The sequence below is a fragment of the Porphyrobacter sp. YT40 genome, from assembly GCF_006542605.1.
In the GTDB taxonomy this organism is placed as follows: Bacteria; Pseudomonadota; Alphaproteobacteria; order Sphingomonadales; family Sphingomonadaceae; genus Erythrobacter.
In genome coordinates, this window is record NZ_CP041222.1 from 2,106,802 (window position 1) to 2,130,967 (window position 24,166).

Here is a 24,166-nt window from a genome sequence, read left to right on the forward strand (position 1 = left end):
GGCGATGCGGCTGACCGCAATCTGGCTGACGGGCGCGGCGGTGCTGGCCGCCCCGGCTCTGGCGCGCGAAGTGGTGGACGCCTCGGCGCCGACCGACATCGCCGTCACGATCTATCGCAACCCCGACCGCGACCCGGACGAGGCGCTGGAGCGCGACTATCCGCAAGGCCTCGCGATGATTTCCGAGACCCGCCGCGTCACCCTGCCTGCGGGCGAATCGAGCATCCGCTTCGACGGCGTGGCCGAGGGCATGATCGGCATCTCGGCGATCGTCACGGGCCTTCCCGGCGGCACGATCGAGAAGAACCGCAACGCGCAATTGCTCTCCCCCGCCGCGCTGGTCGACGGGACGCTCGGCAACCGGGTGATGATCACGCGGATGAACCCCGCAACCGGCGCGCAGGCGAGCGAGAGCGCGGTGGTTCGTACGCGGGCCGATGGCGGGCTGGTGCTCCAGACCGCGCAAGGGTTCGAGGCGGTGCAGTGTTCGGGCCTCCCCGAAACGCTTGGCTTCAACCGCGTGCCCGCGGGGCTCTCCGCACAGCCGGTGTTCTCGGTCGACACCCGCACGCCTGCCGGGGGCACCTACGAGGTGACGCTGACCTATCTTGCCTGGGGTTTCGACTGGCAGGCGAATTACGTCGCCAATCTGACCGAGAAGGGCACAGGCGAGGAGTTCGAGCTCGGCCTTTTGAGCTGGCTCACGCTGGTCAACGACAACGGCCAGAGCTTCGAGAATGCCCGCCTCCAGATCATCGCCGGGCGGCTGAATGTCGAGAGCGATTACGAGGGTCTTGCCGATCCGCCGGTGGGCGAGGGGCTCTATCTCACCTGCTATCCGCTCGGCACCACGACCTCGGATTTGCCCGGTCCGCCCGCGCCGCCGCCCCCACCGCCTCCGCCGCCGATGGCCTATGCGCCGATGGCGGCAGCGGAATCGATCATCGTCACCGGGTCGCGGGTCGAGCGGCGCTTCGATACCGCTTCGCCGGTCGCGGTCGTCACCGCAGAGGAGGAAAATCTCGGCGATCTCAAGCTGTTCCGCGTGCCCGACCGGGTGGACGTTTCGGCCAAGGCGATGAAGCAGGTCGCCTTCCTCAACAAGGACGCGGTCAAGGCACGCTACCTCTACCAGGCGCAGTGCAACCCCGGCGACCTGATCGATCCCGAGCTGGACGAACCCGATCCCGCCGGCCTGCTGCTGGTTACGAAGAACGAGGACAAGAAAGGCCTCGGGATCGCGCTGCCGCAGGGGGCGCTGACGGTCTACGAGCCGACGCAGCGCGGCCCGCAGGTCGCGGCGCAGACCACGCTGCGCGATTATGCGCGCGGCCAGGATGTCGAACTGGCGCTGGGTGAAAGTGCGCAGGTCTTTGCCATGTGCGGCAACTACACCCGGGACGGACGCAGCTCGGATCTCGCCAAATGGGCACCGATGCGCGCGGTGCTGACCAACGCCAACCCGCATCCGGTGCGCGTGCGCCTGCAACTGGGTTGGGCGGGCGAATACGACATCCGCTTCCCCCGGCAGAAGGTGGACGTGAAGAACGGGTGGCAAACGGTCGAGGTCACGGTTCCGGCCAACACCACCAGCAGCTTCGACTGGAAGGCGCGCGACGCCGAGGCCGAGTAGGACGCGGTGCGCGAGCCGCCGTGAAAAAATTTTCGTTCCCTACTTGTTCCATGAGAACAAACGCGATACATAGCTGTCACGGGCGGCGGAAAACTCCGTATTGCCCCTAGGCAAGCGAAGGAGCGCGTGCGATGGCTACCCAATTGAAATTGGTGGAAGAGGACAAGAAGGCCGTGGACCGTCAGAAGGCTCTCGAAGCCGCGCTCGCACAGATCGATCGTGCATTCGGCAAGGGTTCGGCGATGAAGCTGGGCTCGAAGGAAGCGATGCAGGTCGAAGCCATTTCGACCGGGTCGCTGGGGCTCGACATCGCGCTCGGCATCGGCGGTCTCCCGCGCGGCCGGGTGATCGAGGTCTATGGCCCGGAAAGCTCGGGCAAGACCACGCTGGCGCTGCATGTGATCGCCGAAGCGCAGAAGACCGGCGGTACCGCCGCTTTCGTCGATGCGGAGCACGCGCTCGATCCGGTCTATGCCAAGAAGCTGGGTGTCGACATCGACGAGTTGATCGTCTCGCAGCCCGACACCGGCGAACAGGCGCTCGAAATCGTCGATACGCTGGTGCGCTCGAATGCGATCGATGTGCTGGTGGTCGATTCGGTCGCGGCGCTGGTGCCGCGTGCGGAAATCGAAGGCGAGATGGGCGATTCGCACGTCGGTCTTCAGGCGCGCCTCATGTCGCAATCGCTCCGCAAGCTGACCGGCTCGATCAGTCGCTCGCGCTGCATGGTGATCTTCATCAACCAGCTGCGCATGAAGATCGGGGTGATGTACGGCAACCCCGAAACCACCACCGGCGGCAACGCGCTCAAGTTCTACGCCTCGGTGCGGCTCGACATCCGCCGCACCGGCCAGATCAAGGAGCGTGACGAGATCACCGGCAACACCACCCGCGTGAAGGTGGTCAAGAACAAGGTCGCGCCGCCGTTCAAGCAGGTCGAATTCGACATCATGTATGGCGAAGGCATCTCCAAGATCGGCGAGATCCTCGATTTGGGGGTGAAGGCGGGCCTCGTGGAGAAGTCGGGAAGCTGGTTCTCCTACGATTCGATCCGCATCGGGCAGGGTCGGGAGAACGCCAAGAACTACCTGCGCGACAACCCTGAGGTTTGCGACCGGTTGGAAGCTGCGATCCGCAGCCGCACCGACAAGGTCGCCGAGGAGATGATGACCGGGCCGGACGCGGACTCGGAAGACTGATCCTCAAGCGGGCACCAATGTCCCCATGACCGCGGCCGGAGTGTCCCGCTCCCGTCGAGGCCCAAACAGTGCCCGGACACCCGGAACGCCGGCTTGCGCTCTTCCCCAGGGCGCAGGCCGGCCTTTCGCCTTGGAGCGGTTTTCGGCGCGGCCAGCATTGCAGGCAGGGATCGCAGCAACACCTGCCCGCCGCCGGAGCGCCCTTTTTGCGCGGTGCATTGCGAAATGCCCGCGCTTTGCCTAACTGCACGGCCATGACGTCGACCAACGAAATCCGCCGCTCCTTCCTCGACTATTTCAGCAAGGCCGGCCATGCCGCGACGCCGAGTGCGCCGCTCGTTCCCTACAATGATCCGACGCTGATGTTCGTCAACGCCGGGATGGTGCCGTTCAAGAACGTCTTCACCGGGCTCGAGACCCCACCCTCGCCGCGCGCAGCATCGTCGCAGAAATGCGTCCGCGCCGGGGGCAAGCACAATGATCTCGACAATGTCGGCTACACGGCGCGGCACCATACCTTCTTCGAAATGCTGGGGAATTTCTCTTTCGGCGACTATTTCAAGGAAGAGGCGATCACCCACGCCTGGACCCTTCTGACCAAGGAATGGGGCCTGCCCAGGGACAAGCTCACCGTCACGGTCTACCACACCGACGATGAGGCGTTCGCCCTCTGGAAGAAGATCGCGGGCCTGCCGGACGAGCGGATCATCCGCATCCCCACGAATGACAACTTCTGGTCGATGGGTGACACCGGCCCCTGCGGCCCGTGCTCCGAAATCTTCTACGATCACGGCGATCACATCTTCGGCGGGCCTCCCGGTAGCCCCGACGAGGACGGCGACCGCTTCGTCGAGATCTGGAACCTCGTCTTTATGCAATACGAGCAGCAGGCCGATGGCAGCCGCCGCGACCTGCCCAAGCCCTCGATCGACACCGGCATGGGGATCGAACGCATCGCCGCGGTGCTGCAGGGCGTCCACGACAATTACGACACCGATACCTTCAAGGCGCTGATCGCCGCGAGCGAGAGCCTCACCGGCGTTGCAGCAGCGGGTGACCACGCCGCCTCGCACCGCGTCATTGCCGATCACCTGCGCTCGACCAGCTTCCTGATGGCCGACGGCGTGCTGCCCTCCAACGAGGGGCGCGGCTACGTGCTGCGCCGGATCATGCGCCGCGCGATGCGCCACGCGCACCTGCTGGGCGCCGCCGAGCCGCTGATGCACCGCCTCGTCCCCGCGCTCGTGACCGAAATGGGCGCGGCCTATCCCGAGCTTCAGCGCGGCCAGGCGCTGATCGCCGAAGTGCTCGAGCGCGAGGAAACCCAGTTCCGCCGCACCCTCGACAAGGGGTTGAAGCTGCTCGACGAAGCCACCGGCGACCTCGCAGAAGGCAGCGAGCTCGACGGCGACGTCGCCTTCCGTCTCTACGACACCTACGGCTTCCCCTACGATCTCACCGAAGACGCCTTGCGCGCACGCGGGATCGGGGTCGACAAGGACGGTTTCGACGCCGCGATGGCCCGCCAGAAGGCTGCCGCGCGCGCCGCGTGGAAGGGCTCGGGCGAGGCCGCATCGGGCGAGGTCTGGTTCGACATCGCAGAACGCGAAGGCGCCACCGAATTCACCGGCTATGCCTCCACCAGCGGCGAGGGCCGGGTGGTCGCCATCGTCAAAGGCGGGGTCGAAGTGCAAAGCGCGGCCGCCGGAGACACGGTGGTGATCCTGACCAACCAGACGCCCTTCTATGGCGAAAGCGGCGGCCAGACCGGCGATGCCGGGACGATGGCGAACGCGGCAGGCTTCAAGGCGAGCGTGACCGACACCTCCAAGCCGCTCGGCCGCCTGCACGCGCATCAGGTGCAGGTCGAAGCGGGCACAGTCGCGGTCGGCGACACGGTCGAGCTCAAGGTCGATGCCGCGCGCCGCGACGCGATCCGCGCCAACCACTCGGCGACGCACCTGGTCCACGCCGCGCTGCGCAACCGCCTCGGCGGGCACGTGACGCAGAAGGGCTCGCTGGTCGCGGAAGACCGGCTGCGCTTCGACTTCTCGCACCCGGTCGCGCTCACGCCCGAGGACATTGCCGCGATCGAGACCGAGGTGAACGAGGAAATTCGCGCCAACGAGACCGTCTCGACCCGGCTGATGACCCCCGACGACGCGGTCGCGGCGGGGGCGCTGGCGCTGTTCGGCGAGAAGTACGGCGACGAAGTGCGCGTCCTTTCGATGGGCCGCGCCGGTGGTGAGGGGCGTAACTATTCAGTCGAACTGTGCGGCGGCACCCATGTGCGCGCGACGGGCGACATCGGCATCTTCCGCATCATCTCGGAAAGCGCGGTGTCCTCGGGCGTGCGCCGGATCGAGGCGATGACGGGTGAGGGCGCGCGGCAATGGCTGGTCGGGCGCGAGGAAGCATTGAAGTCCGCCGCCAGCGTGATCCGCGCGACCCCCGAGGAAGTTCCCGCGCGCCTCGCCGCGCTGCTCGACGAACGCAAGCGGCTCGAAAAGGAACTGGCCGAGGCGAAGAAGGCGCTCGCGCTCGGCGGCGGCGGCTCCGGCGCGGCGGCCGCGGCCGACGAGACCATCGCAGGCGTGACCTTCTCCGGACAGGTGCTCGAAGGGCTCGATCCCAAAGAACTGCGCCCGCTGCTCGATGCGGCCAAGCAGCGCATGGGCTCGGGCGTGGCAACGATCATCGCGGTCAATGACGGCAAGGCGAGCATCGCCGCTGCCGTGACCGACGATCTGACGGCGCGTTTCAGCGCAGTCGACCTCGTGCGCGCGGGCGTGGAAGCGCTGGGCGGCAAGGGTGGCGGCGGGCGGCCCGACATGGCTCAGGGCGGCGGGCCGGACGGCAGCAAGGCGGCCGAGGCGCTGGCGGCGGTGAAGGCGGTGCTGGGAAGCTAGCCCAAGGTTGAGGCGCTAGGCGCCGCGTTCCTGCAGACTGGCGGTCTTGAGCTTCGGTTTCTCGCTCAGCCCGCCGTCGCGCTCCAGCTGTTCGCGGAATTCGTCGCGCTTTTCGTGGATCGAGGCGATCACCGGGCCCATCGCGACGCCGATGTCGACCAGCACCGCTTCGGATAACTGGAGCGAGCTTTCGAGCGTTTCGGGCACGGCGTGGCTGGCCCCGGCGCGATACATCGCTGCGGCATGATCGGTGTCGCGCGCGCGGGCGACGATCAGCAGATCGGGATAGGACTGGCGCAGCTTCGTAACGAGGCGCTGGGCGAGCACCGGTTCGTCCATCGTCAGCACTACGGCAGGCGCGGTTTCGACGCCCAACTTGGTCAGCGCGTCGCCGCGCGCGGCATCGCCGAAGGTCGCGCGGTAGCCGTGGCGCTTGGCACTCGCGATCAGATCGGGGTTGGTGTCGATCATCACGTAGGGCTTGCCGTGAGTGTGCATCATATCGGCGACCAAGCGTCCGACCCGGCCCCCGCCGACGATAATGGTGCGCGGCTCGTCGCTGTCGCTGGTCGCGGTATCCTCGGCCACGCCATCAACCTCGCGCGCCAACATCTTGCCAAGCCGCGCCAGAATTGGGGTCACGGTGAGGCCGATGGCCGTGACGGTCTGCCAGAAGCGGGCGGTTTCCTGGTCGATCACCAGCGCGCTGGTGGCCGCGGCGAGAACGATCAATGTGGTTTCGGACGGGCTGGCCATCAGCACGCCGGTCTCGGCAGCGGTGCCGCGCCGCGCGCCCATCAGCCGCAGCAGCACGCCGGTCACCAGCGCCTTGAACAGCAGCACACCCACCACCGCCAGCGCGATCGCCCCGATCTCGGCGCCGATTTCCATCAGGTTGATGCTCATGCCAACGGTGATCAGGAACACCCCGAGGGCGAGGCCCTTGAACGGTTCCATGATCAATTCGACTTCGGTGTGATATTCGGTCTCGGCGATCAGCAGCCCAGCGATCAGCGCGCCGACGATGGGGGAAAGGCCCACGAGCGCGGTGGCGAGGCTCGCGCCGATCACCACCAGCAGCGATGCGGCGAGAAACAGCTCGGGGCTCTTGGTGCGCGCGGCCTGCGCGAACAGGCGGGGGAGGGCGACGCGGCCCACCACCAGCAGGATCGCGATCACCAACCCGCCCTGCCACAGCGTGGCGACGAGCCCCTCCCAACCGTCGCCTTGCGCATTGGGGGCGAGCGCGCCGAGGATGAAGATGATCGGGACGATCATGATATCCTCGAACAACAGCATGGACAGCGCCGCGCGGCCTACGGGCGTGCGGGTGCCGCTGATGGGGAGCACGATCGCGGTCGAGGAAAAGGCCAGCGCAAAGCCCAGCGCCAGCGCCGCAGTCCAGCCGAGCATTCCGGTGAGACCGAACAGCGCGGCGAGCGAACTGCCGATGATCAGTAGCTCCAGCGCGCCGAGCCCGAACACCAGTTTGCGCATCTGCCAGAGGCGGTTGAAGCTCAGCTCCAGCCCGATGGCGAACAGCAGCAGCACGATGCCGAAATCGGCGAAAGGCGTCAGCCTCTCGGGATCGCTGATGGTAACGTAGTAGAGCCAGGGTATTCGCTCGACCAGCGAGCCCAGTCCGTAGGGGCCGACCAGCACGCCGATCAGAATGAAACCGATGATCGGGGTGATGCGGAAGCGCGCGAAAACCGGAATCACGATCCCCGCCGCGCCGAGGATTACCAGCGCGTCGGACAGGAACGGAGAGAGGGTCAGTTCGCCAGCCACGCCCTTGGCTTAGCGCCCGCCCGCGCCCCTGTCATCCGCCTCCTGCCGAGGGCGGGCCGAGCGGGCGGGTAACGCCGGTTTCCTGATGTTCGCCGAGCGGATCCTTGATGTTGCCGACCCGCTTGTCCCACTCGATCCGGTAGAGATCGAAGCGGCGGTCGGCGAGGTTCATCACCGTGCCCTCGGCGCGGGCCCATTGCAGGTCGGCGAGGTTCACGTCGCTGATCGTCAGCGTCTCGACATTCTCGGATGCCTCGGCCGCGATGCCATCCCGCGCGAAGGGAAAGTCGCAGGGGGTGAGGATGCAGGACTGCGCGTATTGGATGTCCATGTTGGCGACATTGGGCAGGTTGCCGACATTGCCGCTCATCACGACATAGCACTGGTTTTCGATAGCGCGCGCCTGTGCGCAATAACGCACCCGCATGTAGCCTTGGCGGCTGTCGGTGCAGAACGGCACGAAGATGATCCGCGCGCCTTCGTCCACCAGCCGGCGCGCGAGTTCGGGGAATTCGCTGTCGTAGCAGATCAGCACGCCGATGGGGCCGCAGTCGGTGGGGATGGCGTCGATCGAATCGCCGCCCTTAATGTTCCACCAATAGGCTTCGTTCGGGGTGGGGTGGATCTTCTCCTGCGCGTGGATCGATCCGTCGCGCAGGCAGACATAGGCGACATTGTGAATGTCGCCATCGGGCATACGCGTGGGGTGCGATCCGCCGATGATGTTGATGTTGTAGGCGAGCGCCATTTCCGACAGGCGCTGGCGGATGCGCGGGGTGTAGTCGCTCAGCCGCTCGATAGCTTCGAGCGGGGTGAGCTCGCTCGCTTCGGCGGACAGCAACATCACGGTGAACATTTCCGGGAAGACGATGAAATCCGCCTCGTAGTCCGAGGCGACGTCGACAAAATATTCGACCTGCTTCATGAACTCGTCGAAGTCCTTCACCGCGCGCGCCTGTAGCTGGCAGGTCGCGATCCGCACGCTTTCGACATCGCGCGGCAAGCGGTGCTTGGGCGGCGCGTCGCTGTCCACATAGGGATTGCGCCAGATCATCCGCACCGCATTGCCGCGGCTGGCCTTGTCCTCGGGCAGATATTTGGGGAGGATCCCGGCAGGCTCGAACCCATTGGCGAGCTGGAAGCGCAGCACCGGGTCGTGGATGCGGTTCTCGCTCACCAGTTCGAGATATTGCTCGGGGCTCTCCGCGCGATTGGCCTTGCGGCGCTTGGCGCGGGCGTAGCCGGGCATCCGGCCGCCGAAGACGATTCCGGTGAGATCGAGCCGCTCGGCCAGCGCGCGGCGTTCTTCATAGAGACGGCGGCCCAGCCGGGTGCCGCGCACTGCCGGATCGACGCACAATTCGTAGCCATAGAGCCAGTCGCCGGTGGGATCGTGGCGGCTGCCGAAGCCGTTGCCGGTGACCTCGTCCCAGGTGTGATCCGACAGCGCGACGCGCTCGTCCAGTCGCATCGAGGCGCAATAGCCGACCACCTCGCCATCGAACAGCGCGACGAAGCAGCCTTCGGGGTAATTGTTGATCTGCCCGCGAATCTCGCCCTGTGTGTAGGCGGGCAGATCGTCATAGGCGCGGCGCACCAGATCGCCGATGGCGCGCACGTCCTTGAGCTTCGCCTGACGGATTTCGAGGCGCGCTTTCGGTCTGCTGGCCATTCGGATGTGTCCCTTGTTCCCGTTGTGAAAGACCAAGCGATTGGCTTGCGACTTGTTCCCAATACCGCACGCGCAAAGGGCGGACTGTCCGATGACAGCCCGCCCTCCTGCGATACGTTTAAATTGGCGGCAGAGCGATCAGGCCCAGCTGGCCATTTCCGTTTCAAGGTTCTGCACGATCGTCTCGAAGAACTGCTCGGTGGTCTGCCAGGCCTGCCCCGGGCCGATCAGCAGCGCGAGGTCCTTGGTCATGTAGCCCTTCTCTACGGTCTGGATGCAGACCTTCTCAAGCGTTTCGGCAAAGCGCACAACATCGGGGGTGCCGTCGAACTTGCCGCGATACATGAGGCCGCGGGTCCAGGCGAAGATCGAGGCGATCGGATTGGTCGAGGTCGCCTTGCCCTGCTGGTGCTGGCGGTAGTGGCGGGTGACGGTGCCGTGGGCTGCTTCGGCTTCCACGGTCTTGCCATCCGGGGTCATCAGGACCGAGGTCATCAGGCCGAGCGAGCCGAAGCCCTGCGCGACCGTATCCGACTGCACGTCGCCATCGTAGTTCTTGCACGCCCAGACGAACTTGCCCGACCACTTGAGCGCCGATGCGACCATGTCGTCGATCAAGCGGTGTTCGTAGACGATGCCCTTTTCCTTGAACTTTTCGGCGAAACCTTCGGTGTCGAACACTTCCTGGAACAGATCCTTGAAGCGCCCGTCATAGGCCTTCATGATCGTGTTCTTGGTGGAGAGGTACACCGGCCAGCCGAGGTTCAAACCGTAGTTGAAGCTGGCGCGGGCGAAGTCGCGGATCGAATCGTCGAGGTTGTACATCGCCATCGCCACACCGGCGCTGGGGAAGTCGAACACGTCGAGATCGATCTTGGTGCCGTCCTCACCGTCGAACACCAGTCGCAGCTTGCCGGGGCCGGGGATCAGCGTGTCGGTGGCGCGGTACTGGTCGCCGAAGGCGTGGCGGCCGACCACGATCGGATCGGTCCAGCCCGGCACGAGGCGCGGCACGTTGTCGATCACGATCGGCTCGCGGAAGACCACCCCGCCAAGGATGTTGCGGATCGTGCCGTTGGGCGACTTCCACATCTTCTTGAGGTTGAATTCCTCGACGCGCTGCTCGTCGGGGGTGATGGTGGCGCACTTCACGCCCACGCCATACTGCTTGATCGCGTTGGCGGCATCGACGGTGATCTGGTCATTGGTCTCGTCGCGCTTTTCGACGGAGAGATCGTAATATTTCAGATCGATATCGAGGTAGGGCAGGATCAGCCTTTCGCGGATCCACTGCCAGATGATGCGGGTCATCTCGTCGCCGTCGAGTTCGACGACGGGGTTGGCGACTTTGATTTTGTCCATGTGTGTTGCCCTATCCTTCTTGCCCCGTCTGGTGCGAGGCTAGGTGTGATCGACAGGAAGCTGTGTAAGATCCCGCGCGGGCTTTAGCAGAGGAGGGCGGGCTTGCAAGGGCAGGGGGGGCGAATGAAACGCAAGAGCCGTCACGGCAGAGGCAGGGCACAAAAAAGCCCCCCGAAGGGGGCGGGCTGTTTCGTTTGTGTCCGGTGGTGGGCGTAGCAAGGATTGAACTTGCGACCCCTACGATGTCAACATAGTGCTCTACCACTGAGCTATACGCCCGCACCATCGGACCGGCCCCATCGCGGGGCGGAGCGGCCCTTTATCGCAGCACCTTGCAAGGTGCAAGCGATTCGGAAAATTCTATCGCCGGACCGCGTCGGCTTCCTCGAACACGCGCTCCACCTCCAGCACCAGATCGCGCAGGTGGAAGGGCTTGGACAGAACCTTGGCGGCGGGCTGTTCGCGGCTGGCGCGCAAGCTGACCGCGGCAAAGCCGGTGATGAACATCACCTTGGTGCGCGGGGAAATCTCGGCGCAGCGCTGGGCAAGCTCGATCCCGTCCATCTCAGGCATGACGATGTCCGAGAGCAGCAGATCATAGTCGCCCGTCTCCAGCAGCGGCACGGCATCCGTGCCGCGGTCCACCGCGCTGACGGAATAGCCGGCATTGGTCAGCGCGCGTTCCAGATAGGTGCGCATCGCTTCTTCATCTTCGGCAAGCAGGATGCGAGGGGTGCGGGTCACGGTCATGGCGCGGCTGTAGCAGGCGCGGCTTAAGAAATCTTTGTGCTTGCGCCCGAATGCCTCCGGCGTGGTGCGGATTGCGGCAGCGATGAGGCTTTGACTCGCGCGCGCAAAGCCTTCAGCAAGGACGGCGGAATGGCTCCTCTCTCGCCCCCTCAGTCCGACCTGTTGCCGCGCCTGCGCGCTTCGGTGAGCGGCGGGGTGGTGCCGGGGCTGGGCGAGGGGGCGGAAGGCGCGCCCGCATTCACGCTGACGACCCCGCCGCGCCTTGCATTGCCGGTGCTGATCGCGGTGCCCCATGCGGGCCGGGCCTATCCGCCGCAGGTGACCGCGCGGATGCGCGATGCGGCGCTGGCGCAATTGCGGCTCGAGGATCGCCTTGTCGACCGGCTGGGCGTCGCCATCGCGCGGGAGACCGGGGCGGCGCTGCTGGTAGCCCATGCGCCGCGCGCGCTGCTCGATCTCAACCGCGCCGAGGACGATATCGACTGGGACATGATCGAAGGCGGCAAGCCAGCGGAGATCGCGGCGCCTGCCCCCGGCCAGCGCAGCAATGCCCGCGCGCGCAGCGGGTTGGGGCTGGTGCCGCGCCGCCTGCCGGGATCGGGCGAGATCTGGCGCGGGCGCCTGTCTGTGGGCGAACTCGCGGCGCGGATCGAGGGCATTCACCGCGCCTATCACACCGCGCTGGCCGATGCGCTGGAGCGGATTCGCGCGCAATGGGGCGCGGCGCTGCTGATCGACCTGCACTCCATGCCCCCACTGCGCGCCGCCGAGGGCGAGGCGCGCGCGCCCATGTTCGTGCTGGGCGACCGCTTCGGGGCGGCGTGCGACAACCGTCTGATGGGCCGGGCGCTCGCGCATCTCGAAGCGCGCGGGGCGGCGGCGGCGCACAACCGGCCCTATTCGGGCGGCTATGTGCTCGATCGCCACGGCGCGCCGCGCGCAGGCCGCAACGCGATGCAGATCGAGGTCTGCCGCAGCGCCTATCTCGACCGCCAGTTCGCCCAGCCGGGGCCGGGCCTGCCGGCCGTCGCCGCGCTGCTGGCGACGCTGGTGCGCGAGCTGGGGGCGGAAACCGCGCTGCTGGGCGGGGCCGAGAGCCAGCGGCAGGCTGCTGAATAGCGCACTCCCCCGAATCGAAACGGGCAGGCGGCCCTGCGGCCTGCCTGCCCGTCGAAGAAGCTGCGCCGAAAGAGCCCGAGGCCCCTCCGGCCCAAGCGATCAGTTCAGCGCCGGAGCGGGCGCTGCCTGACCCGGCGTCGGCACCTTGCCCTGCGCCAGCTGGCGCTCGAACAGGTTGCGCATCATGTTGAGCGAATAGAGGTGCGCATAGATCAGCGCGAGGATGCCGTTCTTCACCAGACCTTCCAGCGTCTCGGCCGGCAGTTCGCGCAGCTTGTTCTCGTCCACCATGCGGAAGCCGCGATAGACGAAGGGGGTGTCGGGCATGTCGTTGCGGGTGATCGCGATCTCGCCGTCGATCAGGATGTCGAGCTTGATCAGCTCGTCCATGAACAGCTTGGTGCGCTGACCGGCTTCCTCGAAGCGGCGGCAGAAATCGAGCACGCCCTGCACATATTCGGTGGGCTGACCGGCATCGTCGAACAGCGCGAGGCCATCGTCGAAGGCGCCGAGCAGGTTCGCGCTCGGATCGAAGCACAACGACATGTCGTCGACGCCCTGCTGCAGCTTGGCGAGGATGAAGGGATAGCGCCGCGCGTAGGCGGGCAGATAGATCGCCTCGTTGATCTTCATGTCGTCGCCGACATAGGTGTTCACGCCTTCGTTGAGGCCGAACAGCGCGATCGGCAGCGGGCTGTCACCGGCAGTGAACACGATCGGGAAGTGGCGCTGGGCATCGACGAATTCGTCCGAGGTCAGCGGGATCGCGTGGGTCGTCGCGAGATAGGCGGCGCTCTCCAGCGTCGCGGCTTTCCACTTGGCGTGGTCACGGCTGTTGAGCGGCAGAAGGTCCTTGTAGAACAGCGGAAGTTGCGGTTGCGGCGCGCTGGCCATGACATCGGTCTCCGGTAATAAAGCGGTGGTTGATCCCCTCAGCGGATCATCGCCCCGCCGAAAGCGCGCCCCTTAGGCTTTTGCGTCTGCGCGCGCAAGCTGGGAGGGGGCAGGGTGCGGCGCGGCGGGCAGGAGTTTCCCCGGATTGAGCAGGCCCGCCGGGTCGAGCGCCTGCTTGACGCTGCGCATCACCGCCAGCGCGATGGGATCGTGCAGCCGGGCGAGTTCGTCCACCTTCATCTGCCCGATCCCGTGTTCGGCGCTGATCGAGCCGCCCCACTGCGTCACCAGATCATAGACCTTGGCGCTGACCGCCTTGCCCTCGGCCTCTTCCCACACCCCGCGCACCGCGCCGGGCGGGGCGAGGACGTGGAAATGGACATTGCCATCGCCGAGATGGCCGAAGGCGACCACGCGGCTGCCGGGATAGGCGGCTTCGATCGCGGGCGTGGCGGCGAGGATGAACTCGGGCATGGCCTCCACCGGCACCGAAATGTCGTGCTGCATCGCCGGGCCGAGCGCGCGCTCCGCAGCGGAAATCCCGTCGCGCAGGCCCCACAAGGCCTCGGCCTGAGTGTCGTTGGCGGCGATTACCGCATCGGCGATGAGACCGTCTTCGAGCGCGGTGGCCAGCGCGGCCTCGAGGCCCTCTCGCAGCGCAAGACTGTCCTGCGCGGGCGAGACGCATTCGATCAACGCATTCCACGCATGAGGCTCGGCCAGCGGCGCGCGCGCGGTGGGCTGATGCGCGAGCACCGATTCGAGGCAATGCGCAGGCACCACCTCGAACCCCTCGAGCGCGTCGCCCATCGCGCGTTCCATCTGCCGCAGCAGGGTGCGCGCTTCGACGATCCCCTCGAGGCCGACCCATGCCGTCGCCCGGCCGCGGGTGGCAGGCAGCAGCCGCAGGCAGGCGGCGGTGACGATGCCCAGCGTCCCTTCCGACCCGATCAGCAACTGCTTGAGGTCGAAGCCGCGATTGTCCTTCTTGAGCGGGGTCATCAGGTCGAGCACTTCGCCCGAAGCCAGCACCGCCTCCAGCCCCAGCACCTGCGCCCGCATCGTTCCGTGGCGCAACACCTGCGTGCCGCCGGCATTGGTGGCGATCAGTCCGCCGATGGTGGCCGATCCCTTGCCCCCCAGCGTCAGGGGAAAGCGCATCTGCGACGCCTCGGCGGCCTCGTGCAGGGTCTGGAGCACCACGCCCGCCTCGCACACGGCCTGACCGGCGGCGGGATCGATCGCGCGGATCGCGCTCATGCGCCGCAGCGAAAGGATGACCGCGGTGCCGCTCGCGTCTGGGGTCGCGCCGCCGGCCATCCCGCTGTTGCCGCCCTGCGGCACGATCGGCACGCCATGCGCGGCGCACAGGCCTACCAGCGCGGCGACCTCGGCGGTGGAGGCCGGTGCCGCCAATGCCAGCGCGCGCCCGGTGTAGCGCCCGCGCCAGTCGGTGAGCCAGGCATCCATCCGCTCCGGATCGGTGGTGAGCCCGCGCTCGCCGAGCAGCGCTGCTGCGGCGGTCAGAAAGGCTTCGGAGGCTTGCGAAGCGGAGGACGCGGGCAGAGCGGGAGGCGGTGTGGGATGATTCATTGTGGCCTTCATGCCACAGTCGTCGGTGAATGTGCCAATGCTTTTCTGGTCATGTGACCGACAATTAAGGCAGGGTTCAAATCGCGGTGCTAATTCGACAAGGGATGACGCGCTTCTCGTGCCGTCACGCCCCCTCGCCGTCCTCGCGCACCCGCAAGGAGAGACTGATCTCGCGATGCACAGCCTGCTTGTCCTTGCCGCGCCCGTGGCGCTGATGGTGCCATGGCTGGCCCAGAGCGGGGACGTGTCGGGAGAAGCAGGCGCGCTGTCCGCAGCCTCTGCCCCGCAATGCGATGCCGCGCGCGCGGCGGAGGATGACGCTCCGCCGCTGGTCAATCCGCTCTCGGCGATGCACCAGTCGTCTACCGCGCGGCAGGTGCGGATCGAACAGCGCGTGGTGGTGCGCATCACGCCCACCGCGCCGTCCTCGCGCGGGACGCCGCTTGCCAGCCTCCCCCAGCGCGCGGTGTCTCCCCGCTTCGAAGAGCGCGGCAAGGAAAAATGCGTCGCGCTCGACAGCATCGCGGGGGTCCAGACCGGCAGCGGCAACCGCCTCGTGCTGTTTCTGCGCGACCGCCGGATGATCTCGGTCAATCTCGAAAAATCGTGCCGCGCCCGCGACTTCTACTCGGGCTTCTATGTCGAGCGGAACAAGGACGGGCGCCTGTGTGTCGATCGCGACAGGCTCCAATCGCGCACCGGTGCGCGCTGCGAGGTCGAGGTGATGCGCCAGCTGGTGGAAGTCACCGAGTGACCGGGGCGCGCCGACCCCGCGCGATTCCTTGACTTTTGCGGCCATTTGCGGGAAAGGCGCGCCAGCCTGAACACGCGCCTTCCGGGCGCGTCCGCTGCCAGCGGTGCAGGCCAGCAATCCCGGCAGCAACCCTGCCCGCAATTCTCGGAAACCACACACCGCATGACCTTCGCCGATCTCGGCCTCTCGCCCGAATTGCTCAAAGCCGTCGAAGACGCGGGCTACACCACGCCGACCGCCATTCAGGCGCAGGCGATCCCGACCGTGCTGATGATGAAGGATCTCATCGGCATCGCCCAGACAGGCACGGGCAAGACCGCCAGCTTCGTGCTCCCGATGATCGACGTGATGGCCGCCGGCCGCCGCCGCGCGCTAATGCCGCGCTCGCTGATCCTCGAACCGACGCGCGAACTCGCCGCGCAGGTCGCCGAGAATTTCGAGAAATACGGCAAGAACCACGATCTCAAGATGGCGCTGCTGATCGGCGGCGTGCAGATGGGCGACCAGCTGAAGGCATTGAGCGACGGCGTCGACGTGCTGATCGCCACGCCGGGCCGGTTGATGGATCTGTTCGAGCGCGGCAAGATCATGCTCAACGGCTGCGAATTGCTGGTGATCGACGAGGCCGACCGGATGCTCGACATGGGGTTCATCCCTGATATCGAGTTCATCTGCTCCAAGCTTCCCGAAACGCGGCAGACCATGCTGTTCTCGGCCACCATGCCCGCGCCGATCGAGAAGCTGGCGAAGAAGTTCCTCAACAATCCCAAGCGCATCGAAACCGCGCGCGCGGCGACCACCAATGCCGACATCACCGCCTTCAAGGTGCCGGTGAAGTCGAAGCAGAAGCGCGAGACGCTGCGCTGGTTCCTCGAGAACGACCTGGTCGAAACCGCGATCATCTTCGCCAACCGCAAGACCACGGTGCGCGAACTGAACCAAAGCCTCAACCGCCACGGCTTCCGCTCTTCCGAAATTCACGGCGACATGGACCAGTCGAGCCGGATCAAGGAACTCGAACGCTTCAAGTCCGGCGAGGTCAACATTCTCGTCGCTTCGGACGTCGCGGCCCGCGGCCTCGACATCAAGGGCGTCTCCCACGTCTTCAACTTCGACACGCCCTGGCACCCGGACGATTACGTCCACCGCATCGGCCGCACCGGCCGCGCGGGCGCCAAGGGGCGGGCCTTCACCTTCGTGGCCGAGGAGGATGCCGAGGCGATCGCCAACGTCGAGAAGCTGACCGGCGCGGCGATCAAGGTGTTCGGCAAGGAAGACGTGCGCGTCGATCTGTCGGAAGCGATCGCCAAGGCAGAGGCGGCCAAGTCCGAAGCCCCGCGCGAGGAAGAGCGTGAAGAGCGCCCCGAACGCAAGCCCCGCCGCGCCCGCGAAGACCGCGCTCCGCGTGAAGAGCGCGAAGACAAGCCTGAGCGCAAGCCTCGGCGTGAAAAGGAAGAGCGCCGCCCCGAGCGCGCCGAGCGCAAGCCACGCCGCCATCACGAGGACGACGAGCCCGTCCCCGCCGGCGAATGGAACGGCCCGCGCCCGAGTTTTCTGGATGTCGGTTTCGGCTGATCCTCACTCTGCGGAGGGAAACGCCGGGGGTGAGGCCGTAATCGGGCCGACCCAAAAGATCCCGTCAAAGCGACGCGCAACTTGCGGATCGGATCGATCGCCGAGCGCAATGTGGGGGCCGCGGTCGCTCGCCCCTTCCGCGCCTCCCCGGAAGGCTGCGCATTCGATCATGTCGCTGGTGACCCTTTGCCCAGGCGCAAGCTTGGTGTCCGGTGGCAGCTGACAGGTCCACGATTCGCCTCCGGCATGCCGCATCCCGAGACTGACCACCGAGCCATATTGGCGCAGGCGGAGCGCCATCGGTTCGAACTCCGGCCCGCCGACGCTGAGCGGTGCAATCTCGGCGTGAAGGTTGCCGACCAGCACGATCACGCGATCATAGGGTTTGCGCCCGGCCGCTTCGGCAATGTTTTCGGCCTGTGCCGCCTCGTGCGGACCCTGGCTCGGAAGTTCCCGGAAACGCTCCCGTTGCGCGTCGTCACGCGCGCCGTTGAAGGCGACAATATCGATCTCCGCGCCGGAATCCTTCAGCTTGTGTGCGGCGAGAACCAATCGCCACATGGCTTCGCTCGCAACGCCGTCTTCGCGCTCGCGCCAACCGAGATCGGGCAGCGCTTGCCGGAACGCAGCGTGAGGCAGCAACCACGCCTCCTGCCATGCCGGGTTCTGCCATCACGCGTGCTCCACGGCGAGCAGCACGCGCTGGCCTTGCCGGGCCTCGACGCAGATCAGATTTTCGACAAACGCCGGCGCTTCGTTGGTGCCGTGCAATTCTCCGAAGACGATGTAATCGGGATCGCGCGCGACGACGTCAGACCAGCCATCCGGTGCAGTGCAGAAGGGAAGCGGCACAAGCTCGCTGGCAGAAAGCGGGGCGGCGAGAAGCGCCGCCGCTGCGGCAATCAGGGTCTTCATCCGGTCTGCTCCACCAGCGATGCTGGATGCTGTGTTATCACGGCATTTCCGGATGGAAGATGAATAAATTCCAGTGGCCTAACCAACCACCGTCACGAAGCTGTCGAGCACGCGCTTCTCTCCTGCGTCCTCGAAGACGATGGTGAGCTTGTTGCCCTCCTGATCGATGACGCAGCCCGTGCCGAACTTGGCGTGGGTGACCATCGCGCCGATCGCGATGTCGCTGCGCGCGGGAGCGGCGAAGCTGGCGGCGGAGCGGGTGTTTTCGCGCACGCGGGCAGGGGTGGTGTCGTAGCCGCTGGCGATCGCACGCTGCCAACCGGGCCCGCGTGCCTGGGCGCGGTCCGGGCGGGCCTGTGCGACATGCGCGAAGGGGTCTTCCTGCTCGCTCCAGTTGGCCCGCCACAGCGATGCGCCGCCGGTGAGCGTGGTTTCCTGCTCGATGTGTTCCTCGGGCAAGTCTTCGATGAAGCGTGAGGGGATGGAGCTGATCCACTGGCCATAGATGCGCCGGTTGGCGGCGTGGAGGATGGTGCAATGCCGCCGCGCGCGGGTGATCGCGACATAGGCGAGGCGGCGTTCTTCCTCCAGCGACGCGAGCCCGCCCTCGTCGATCGCGCGTTGCGAGGGGAACACGCCTTCCTCCCAGCCGACGCAGAAAACGTTATCGAATTCCAGCCCCTTCGCGGCGTGGATCGTCATGATCGTCACCGTCTCCTCGCTGTCCGACCGGTCATTGTCCATGACAAGGCTGACATGCTCGAGGAAATCGCCGAGCGTTTCGTATTCCTCCATCGCGCGCGCGAGTTCGGAAAGGTTTTCCGCACGGCCCGCGCTTTCCGCCGAGCGGTCAGCGGCGAGCATCGCATTGTAGCCGCTTTCCTCCAGTACAAGCCGCAAGAGATCGGAAGGGCTGAGCGTTTCGGCCTGTTCGCGCCAGTGCAGGAACTGGCGCATCAAGCCGCCGATGGTGGTCGCGGCGCGCTTGGGCAATTCGTCGCTGTCGGCCAGTTGCAGCGCGGCCGCCGCCAGCGGCAGGCCGGTGCGCCGCGCGTGGGAGTGCATCGCTTCAAGCGCCTTGGCGCCGAGCCCGCGCTTGGGCTGGTTGTGGATCCGCTCGAACGCCAGATCGTCCTGCGGCTGCGCGACAAGGCGCAGGTAGGCCAGCGCATCGCGGATCTCGGCACGCTCGTAGAAGCGGAAGCCGCCGATGATGCGGTAATTGATGCCGATCTGGATGAAGCGGTCTTCGAACTCGCGCGTCTGATACTGCGCGCGCACCAGAATCGCGACCTGGCCGAGCGAGGCACCCTCGCGCTCGAGCCGCTCGATCGCCTCGCCCACCCGGCGCGCTTCCTCGGGCGCGTCCCACACGCCGGTCACCTTGACCTTGTCGCCGCCATTGACCTCGGTCCACAGCGTCTTGTCGTGGCGCTGGGAATTGGCGCGGATCAGCCCGGATGCAGCGCCGAGGATGTGCGGGGTGGAGCGGTAGTTCTGTTCGAGCCGGATCACCTCGGCGCCGGGAAAATCCTTCTCGAACCTGAGAATATTAGCGACTTCCGCGCCGCGCCATGAATAGATCGACTGGTCGTCATCCCCCACCACGCAGATGTTCTTGTGCCCCTGTGCCAGCAGCCGCAGCCACAGGTACTGGACGGCGTTGGTGTCCTGATATTCGTCCACCATGATGTAGCGGAAGCGGCGCTGGTAATCGGCGAGGATATCGGGATGGCCGCGCAGGATGTTGAGCATGTGCAGCATCAGATCGCCGAAATCGCAGGCGTTTAGCTGCTTCAGCCGCTCCTGATAGCGGGCATAGAGCGCGGTGCCCTGGCCGTTGGCATAGGCCTCGTTCTCGGCCGCATCGAGATCGGCGGGGTTGAGGCCACGGTTCTTCCAGCAGTCGATCAGGCCTGCCAGCTGGCGCGCGGGCCAGCGCTTCTCGTCAAGCTCGGCCTCGGCGATCAGTGCTTTCAGAACACGCAGCTGGTCGTCGGTGTCGATGATCGTGAAATTGTGCTGCAACCCCACCAGTTCGGCATGGCGGCGCAGCATCTTGGCGCAGATCGAGTGGAAGGTGCCGAGCCACGGCAGCCCCTCCGCCGCCGGGCCGAGGTGGTGGCCGACGCGTTCGCGCATCTCGCGCGCAGCCTTGTTGGTGAACGTGACGCACAGGATCTGGCTGGGGTAAGCGCGGCCTGTCGCCACCAGATGCGCGAGGCGCGAGGTCAGCGCGGCGGTCTTGCCCGTGCCTGCGCCCGCGAGCATCAGCACCGGGCCTTCCGTGGCCAGCACGGCGGCGCGCTGCGGCGGGTTCAGCCGCGCGGCATAGGCGGGAATCGCCGGCGGTGCGGCAGGGGAGGGCAGGTTCTGGCTCATGGTCTCATGCGAACAGGTAGGGAACAATGGGCGGCGGGGCAAGCTGTGCGCGGGCTTTTCGGGCGTAAAGGCCGGGCGGCCCGCCTTCCGTCTGCCGCTTTTCCGCCACATTTAACGCCCGGGCGAGTGCTTGGCGGGTTGTCCGGGCAGGGCGTGGCTTGCCGTTCGCGAGAGCTCGGCCATATCTGGATCGTCCGGCCAGCAGGGGATTGCGCGGCCGGACACCGCCTAGCGTTCGTCGTGCCTGGTATAGTCAATGATGGAGATACCCATGCACAAGTCCCTGAATACTCTCGCCCTTGCCGGTAGCGCTCTGGCGCTCGCGCTGTCCCCGGCGTTGGCGGCTGCACAGGACGAGACCGAGACCATGCCCCCGGTCGAGGCCCCTGCGACCGAAACGCCTGCGGACGCTCAACCTGCCGAAGCCGCCGATCAGGACCCGCGGCTTGCGAGCCTGCCGGCGGACAAGCAGGAAGCGGTCAAGGCCTGGCCGTCTGCCACGCAGGACTATTTCTGGTCGCTTTCGGACGAGCGCAAGGCGCTGTTCTGGATGCTGTCCGATCCCGACAAGGTGCGCCTCAGCGAGCTTCCCGAAGATCAGCAGGCCTCGGCCTGGGCGCAGATCGAATCGCTGAAGGCGCCCTCGCAGGCCTAAGCGTCAGCTGATTCCGGCGCCGGGTCGGCATCGGGCAGCGCCAGCCGCAACAGGCTGAGCTTGCCCTTGCCGACCCGGCGTTCGGTATCGAGCGTCAGGCCCTTCACCGCGACATCTTCCTTGAACCCGGTCTCGAGCGCGATCCATGTCTCCGGGCCGATCCAGCCGAGCCGCAACAGCCGGTCGAGCGCCACTTCGCCCGCGCCCGACTGGTAGGGCGGATCGGCGAGGATCAGATCGAGCGGCTTGCTCGCCGCGCGCAATTGCATCACCGATCCCGCCTCGACTCGCGCGCGGGCCTGCGCGCCGAGGGTGGCGATATTGGCGCGGATCACGTCCACCGCGGCGCGGTCCTGCTCCACGAACAAGCACTGGGCTGCCCCGCGTGAGAGCGCCTCGAGCCCGAGCGCGCCCGAGCCGGCGAAGAGATCGGCCACTTGCAACCCCTCGAAATCGCCGAGCCTGCTGGTGAGCATTGCGAACAGCGTTTCGCGCGCACGATCGGCGGTCGGCCGCGTGCCGTCGCCCTTGGGCGCCGCCAGCTTGCGCCCGCGCCATTCCCCCGCGATGATCCTCACTTGCGCGGCCCCCGCGGCGGCGTGTTGCCGCGGGTGGGTGCGGGACGCTTGCGCGCCGCCGTGCCGGAGCGCGATGCACCGGGAGCAGCCGGGCCACGGCGCGGGGCGTTGGTCAACGGTTCGGCGCCCTTGCGCGGAGCAGGCGCGGCAGGCTTGCCCTTGCCGCGAGAACCTTTTCCGCCGTCAGCATCGCCCCGCGCGAATGGGGCGGCGCCAGTCGCCTTGCGCGGTGCCGGGCGCGCCGGGGCATCCTTGCGCTCGGGGTTGCGAACAGGCGGCGGCGCTTTGGCAGGGGCGCCAATCGCGATCCGCTCCGCCTTCTTCACTCCACCGCGCGGGATCGGCTGCCCAGTCATCTCCGACAGGAAACGCGCTACCGGCTTGCCCGTCAGTTCCACCGCCTGCCCGCGCGGCAGATCGCCGATGTGGAACGGGCCGTAGCCGACGCGGATCAGGCGGTTTACCTGCAAGCCCAGGTGTTCGAGCACGCGCCGCACCTCGCGGTTCTTGCCCTCGGTGATGGTCATCTCGATCCACAGGTTGCGGCCCGAGGACCGTTCGAGATTGGCGTCGATCGGCCCGTAGCGCATCCCTTCGACCTCGACGCCCTCGATCAGCGCCTCGAGCTGTTCCTGACTGACACCGCCAAAGGCCCGCGCGCGGTAGGTGCGCGGGATGTTGGTCGCGGGCAGTTCCAGCGTGCGCTTCAGCCCGCCGTCATTGGTGAGCAGCAGCAGGCCTTCGGTGTTGAGATCGAGCCGCCCGACCGGCATTACCCGGCCCGCGTCCTTCGGCAGCGCATTGCGCAAGGCGGTGTAGATCGTCGGCCGTCCTGCCGGATCGCGCTCGGCGGTGATGAGGCCGCTGGGCTTGTGGAAGGCAAACAGCCGCGTGGCCTCCGCCGCGCCGACGGGCTTGCCATCGACCGTCACGCCCTTGAGGCTGGTGAGGATCGTCGCCGGGGTATCGAGAACCTTGCCATCGAGCGCGACGCGCCCTTCGCCGATCATGCGCTCGATCTCGCGGCGGCTGGCGATCCCTGAGCGGGCGAGCAGCTTGGCGATGCGGTCGCCCTCGGGACGATTTTCGGAACGGGGGGGCAGGGTAGGCATGGGCGCGCGCCTAGAGCATTTTGTTCGCAAATGCGACCGAGCAATACACGAGCAGTTCGCGCCCGGATTCGACTGTCAGTTCGCGGCGCGCAAGGCATCGCTCACAATCTGGTCGAACCGCGCGATCCCGCCTTCGAGCGTGCCGAGCGTCACGCGATCCACCGCGCCTGAAGCGAGCCCCTGCTGCCCCAGTTCGGCAGCGCGGAAGTCCTCGCTGGCGAAGACCCCGCCGTCGAGCAGGTTCCAGCTCTTCTCCCAATGCGCCAGCGCCTTTTCGGTGGCCGGTGCCTCGGGAATGAGCATGAAATCCTCGACCAGCGTCAGGTCATGGGCCTGCGGCATCAGCACCATCACGTTCACGTAATCGGGGCTGGGGACGATGATGGTCGCGGGGAGAAGTTGGTAGGCAAAGGTCACCACCCGGCGCAGCGCCGCCATGTCGGTGAGATCGACGCCCTCCATCTCCTCCAGCCGCCCGACAGCGCTGCGCTGGTGCGGGCCGATCGTGTCGCCGGCGGTGATCCCGTCCTTGAAGAACGGGCCGATGGTGGCGGCATGGAGCCGGGTGACATGGTAGCTTTCGAGGAAGGCATCCATGATCAGCTTCCAGTTGCCCTTCACCCTGTGCAGCTTGCGCCGGAACAGGTGCGCGTCGGCCAGCGCAAAGGCATCGAGATCGCTGCCCAATTTTTCGGCATCGCCGAAATCGGCACCCTCTGCGGGCGCGAACCAGATCAACCCGCCTGCCTCAAATGTGGGCAGCTCCACCAGGCCGTAATCCGACTTGTCGAGCCCGGGGAAGGTCTCGGGGCGGGGCAGGGCGAGCAGTCCGCCGTCGAGCCGGTAGGTCCAGGCGTGATAGGGGCACACAAGCAGCTTGGCGCACTGCACCTCGCTCCCCTCGACCAGCCGCGTTCCGCGGTGGCGGCAGACGTTGAGGAACACGTGGGCGCGCCCGTCATTGTCGCGCGTGATCAGCAGCGGGCGACCGGTGGCATCGTGCGGCACCGCCATGCCCGGATCGGGCAGCAGCGCGGAGGGGCAGATCACCTGCGGCAGCCGGTCGAACAGCGCCACCTTCTCGCGCGCGAAATGATCGGGGCAGGTATAGTTGCTGGCCGGCACCGTCTGGATTCCGCCAGCCACCTTGGCGCGCCCTTCGCGGATCGCCTCGGCCAGCGCGAGCTGTCCGGGGGTGGGAGACAAACGGGGCATATCTGTTGTGGCAGCGTTCATCGCTCTTTTCTCATCCTCTCATGCCCGTTTAGTGTGA

General features: G+C 66.7%; 19 protein-coding genes and 1 tRNA gene. 7 read left to right on the top strand and 13 right to left on the bottom strand.

All coding sequences use genetic code 11. From position 1 onward, the window contains the following. The first annotated feature begins 4 nt into the window (after window positions 1-4). The 3 genes from E2E27_RS09855 (at window position 5) to alaS (ending at window position 5,741) form a co-directional block, all read left to right on the top strand. Window positions 5-1,633 carry a DUF4139 domain-containing protein gene (locus E2E27_RS09855; RefSeq protein ID WP_141458762.1) on the top strand — a complete coding sequence of 543 codons (1,629 nt, stop codon included), beginning with the start codon at window positions 5-7 and terminating at the stop codon, window positions 1,631-1,633. Window positions 1,634-1,764: 131 nt separating this feature from the next. Then, complete coding sequence (gene recA, locus E2E27_RS09860; protein ID WP_141458763.1) at window positions 1,765-2,832, top strand: recombinase RecA; 1,068 nt, start codon at window positions 1,765-1,767, stop codon at window positions 2,830-2,832. Between the two features lie 254 nt (window positions 2,833-3,086). Next, window positions 3,087-5,741 carry an alanine--tRNA ligase gene (alaS, locus tag E2E27_RS09865; protein ID WP_141458764.1) on the top strand — a complete coding sequence of 885 codons (2,655 nt, stop codon included), beginning with the start codon at window positions 3,087-3,089 and terminating at the stop codon, window positions 5,739-5,741. Window positions 5,742-5,756: 15 nt separating this feature from the next. On the opposite strand, the gene E2E27_RS09870 is transcribed toward alaS, so the two are convergent. The 5 genes from E2E27_RS09870 to cpdR all read right to left on the bottom strand — a co-directional run bounded on the left by E2E27_RS09870 (window position 5,757) and on the right by cpdR (window position 11,316). Continuing rightward, on the bottom strand, window positions 5,757-7,532 hold the full coding sequence (locus E2E27_RS09870; RefSeq protein ID WP_141458765.1) for a cation:proton antiporter domain-containing protein: 1,776 nt from the start codon (window positions 7,530-7,532) through the stop codon (window positions 5,757-5,759). Between the two features lie 31 nt (window positions 7,533-7,563). After that, complete coding sequence (locus E2E27_RS09875; protein WP_141458766.1) at window positions 7,564-9,204, bottom strand: bifunctional GNAT family N-acetyltransferase/carbon-nitrogen hydrolase family protein; 1,641 nt, start codon at window positions 9,202-9,204, stop codon at window positions 7,564-7,566. A gap of 138 nt (window positions 9,205-9,342) precedes the next feature. Beyond that, on the bottom strand, window positions 9,343-10,566 hold the full coding sequence (locus E2E27_RS09880; RefSeq protein ID WP_141458767.1) for an NADP-dependent isocitrate dehydrogenase: 1,224 nt from the start codon (window positions 10,564-10,566) through the stop codon (window positions 9,343-9,345). Between the two features lie 204 nt (window positions 10,567-10,770). Beyond that, window positions 10,771-10,845, bottom strand: a tRNA-Val gene (locus E2E27_RS09885). Window positions 10,846-10,926: 81 nt separating this feature from the next. Next, on the bottom strand, window positions 10,927-11,316 hold the full coding sequence (gene cpdR / locus E2E27_RS09890; RefSeq protein WP_141458768.1) for a cell cycle two-component system response regulator CpdR: 390 nt from the start codon (window positions 11,314-11,316) through the stop codon (window positions 10,927-10,929). A 129-nt stretch (window positions 11,317-11,445) separates the two neighbouring features. Here cpdR and E2E27_RS09895 point away from each other — a divergent pair, with 129 nt between their 5' ends. Next, window positions 11,446-12,435 (top strand): N-formylglutamate amidohydrolase, encoded by a 990-nt coding sequence (locus E2E27_RS09895; RefSeq protein WP_181443407.1) that lies wholly within the window; start codon window positions 11,446-11,448, stop codon window positions 12,433-12,435. Between the two features lie 99 nt (window positions 12,436-12,534). Here the strand turns inward: E2E27_RS09895 and E2E27_RS09900 are convergent, their stop codons facing one another. Further along, on the bottom strand, window positions 12,535-13,329 hold the full coding sequence (locus E2E27_RS09900; RefSeq protein ID WP_141458769.1) for a SapC family protein: 795 nt from the start codon (window positions 13,327-13,329) through the stop codon (window positions 12,535-12,537). 72 nt (window positions 13,330-13,401) lie between these two features. Next, window positions 13,402-14,922 (bottom strand): FAD-binding oxidoreductase, encoded by a 1,521-nt coding sequence (locus E2E27_RS09905; protein ID WP_141458770.1) that lies wholly within the window; start codon window positions 14,920-14,922, stop codon window positions 13,402-13,404. Between the two features lie 175 nt (window positions 14,923-15,097). On the opposite strand from E2E27_RS09905, the gene E2E27_RS09910 reads away from it, so the two are divergent. Continuing rightward, a complete protein-coding gene (locus E2E27_RS09910) occupies window positions 15,098-15,676 on the top strand; it encodes a hypothetical protein (protein ID WP_141458771.1) in 579 nt (192 codons plus the stop codon). A 162-nt stretch (window positions 15,677-15,838) separates the two neighbouring features. Then, on the top strand, window positions 15,839-17,251 hold the full coding sequence (locus E2E27_RS09915; protein WP_141458772.1) for a DEAD/DEAH box helicase: 1,413 nt from the start codon (window positions 15,839-15,841) through the stop codon (window positions 17,249-17,251). A gap of 3 nt (window positions 17,252-17,254) precedes the next feature. Here E2E27_RS09915 and E2E27_RS09920 read toward each other — a convergent pair whose 3' ends face one another. The 3 genes from E2E27_RS09920 to E2E27_RS09930 form a co-directional block, all read right to left on the bottom strand. Further along, on the bottom strand, window positions 17,255-17,803 hold the full coding sequence (locus E2E27_RS09920) for a hypothetical protein (RefSeq protein WP_141458773.1): 549 nt from the start codon (window positions 17,801-17,803) through the stop codon (window positions 17,255-17,257). 120 nt (window positions 17,804-17,923) lie between these two features. After that, window positions 17,924-18,166: a hypothetical protein gene (locus E2E27_RS09925; RefSeq protein WP_141458774.1), complete on the bottom strand. Its 243-nt coding sequence runs from the start codon at window positions 18,164-18,166 to the stop codon at window positions 17,924-17,926. Between the two features lie 78 nt (window positions 18,167-18,244). Further along, window positions 18,245-20,548: an ATP-dependent helicase gene (locus tag E2E27_RS09930; RefSeq protein WP_141458775.1), complete on the bottom strand. Its 2,304-nt coding sequence runs from the start codon at window positions 20,546-20,548 to the stop codon at window positions 18,245-18,247. Between the two features lie 271 nt (window positions 20,549-20,819). Here E2E27_RS09930 and E2E27_RS09935 point away from each other — a divergent pair, with 271 nt between their 5' ends. After that, a complete protein-coding gene (locus E2E27_RS09935) occupies window positions 20,820-21,203 on the top strand; it encodes a hypothetical protein (protein WP_141458776.1) in 384 nt (127 codons plus the stop codon). Here E2E27_RS09935 and rsmD read toward each other — a convergent pair. From rsmD to E2E27_RS09950, 3 genes are all read right to left on the bottom strand, one after another. Then, the gene (rsmD, locus tag E2E27_RS09940; RefSeq protein ID WP_141458777.1) at window positions 21,200-21,781 is read right to left on the bottom strand and encodes a 16S rRNA (guanine(966)-N(2))-methyltransferase RsmD; all 582 of its coding nucleotides are present in this window, start codon (window positions 21,779-21,781) and stop codon (window positions 21,200-21,202) included. The genes E2E27_RS09935 and rsmD overlap by 4 nt on opposite strands. Further along, window positions 21,778-22,893, bottom strand: a complete 1,116-nt coding sequence (locus tag E2E27_RS19285; RefSeq protein ID WP_502705514.1) for a pseudouridine synthase — start codon at window positions 22,891-22,893, stop codon at window positions 21,778-21,780. The genes rsmD and E2E27_RS19285 overlap by 4 nt, the downstream gene beginning before the upstream one ends. Window positions 22,894-22,968: 75 nt before the next feature. Then, window positions 22,969-24,108: an aromatic ring-hydroxylating oxygenase subunit alpha gene (locus E2E27_RS09950; protein WP_234036010.1), complete on the bottom strand. Its 1,140-nt coding sequence runs from the start codon at window positions 24,106-24,108 to the stop codon at window positions 22,969-22,971. Window positions 24,109-24,166 lie beyond the last annotated feature (58 nt).

Bases quoted from the DNA above. Each gene is read 5' to 3' on its own strand.
- E2E27_RS09895 (WP_181443407.1), top strand. From the start codon at position 11,446: ATGGCTCCTCTCTCGCCCCCTCAGTCCGACCTGTTGCCGCGCCTGCGC.
- E2E27_RS09905 (WP_141458770.1), bottom strand. From the start codon at position 14,922: ATGAATCATCCCACACCGCCTCCCGCTCTGCCCGCGTCCTCCGCTTCG.
- E2E27_RS09950 (WP_234036010.1), bottom strand. From the start codon at position 24,108: ATGCCCCGTTTGTCTCCCACCCCCGGACAGCTCGCGCTGGCCGAGGCG.
- E2E27_RS09935 (WP_141458776.1), top strand. From the start codon at position 20,820: ATGCACAAGTCCCTGAATACTCTCGCCCTTGCCGGTAGCGCTCTGGCG.
- E2E27_RS09855 (WP_141458762.1), top strand. From the start codon at position 5: ATGCGGCTGACCGCAATCTGGCTGACGGGCGCGGCGGTGCTGGCCGCC.
- E2E27_RS09900 (WP_141458769.1), bottom strand. From the start codon at position 13,329: ATGGCCAGCGCGCCGCAACCGCAACTTCCGCTGTTCTACAAGGACCTT.
- alaS (WP_141458764.1), top strand. From the start codon at position 3,087: ATGACGTCGACCAACGAAATCCGCCGCTCCTTCCTCGACTATTTCAGC.
- E2E27_RS09915 (WP_141458772.1), top strand. From the start codon at position 15,839: ATGACCTTCGCCGATCTCGGCCTCTCGCCCGAATTGCTCAAAGCCGTC.
- E2E27_RS09930 (WP_141458775.1), bottom strand. From the start codon at position 20,548: ATGAGCCAGAACCTGCCCTCCCCTGCCGCACCGCCGGCGATTCCCGCC.
- cpdR (WP_141458768.1), bottom strand. From the start codon at position 11,316: ATGACCGTGACCCGCACCCCTCGCATCCTGCTTGCCGAAGATGAAGAA.
- recA (WP_141458763.1), top strand. From the start codon at position 1,765: ATGGCTACCCAATTGAAATTGGTGGAAGAGGACAAGAAGGCCGTGGAC.
- E2E27_RS09880 (WP_141458767.1), bottom strand. From the start codon at position 10,566: ATGGACAAAATCAAAGTCGCCAACCCCGTCGTCGAACTCGACGGCGAC.
- E2E27_RS09910 (WP_141458771.1), top strand. From the start codon at position 15,098: ATGCACAGCCTGCTTGTCCTTGCCGCGCCCGTGGCGCTGATGGTGCCA.
- E2E27_RS19285 (WP_502705514.1), bottom strand. From the start codon at position 22,893: ATGCCTACCCTGCCCCCCCGTTCCGAAAATCGTCCCGAGGGCGACCGC.
- E2E27_RS09925 (WP_141458774.1), bottom strand. From the start codon at position 18,166: ATGAAGACCCTGATTGCCGCAGCGGCGGCGCTTCTCGCCGCCCCGCTT.
- E2E27_RS09875 (WP_141458766.1), bottom strand. From the start codon at position 9,204: ATGGCCAGCAGACCGAAAGCGCGCCTCGAAATCCGTCAGGCGAAGCTC.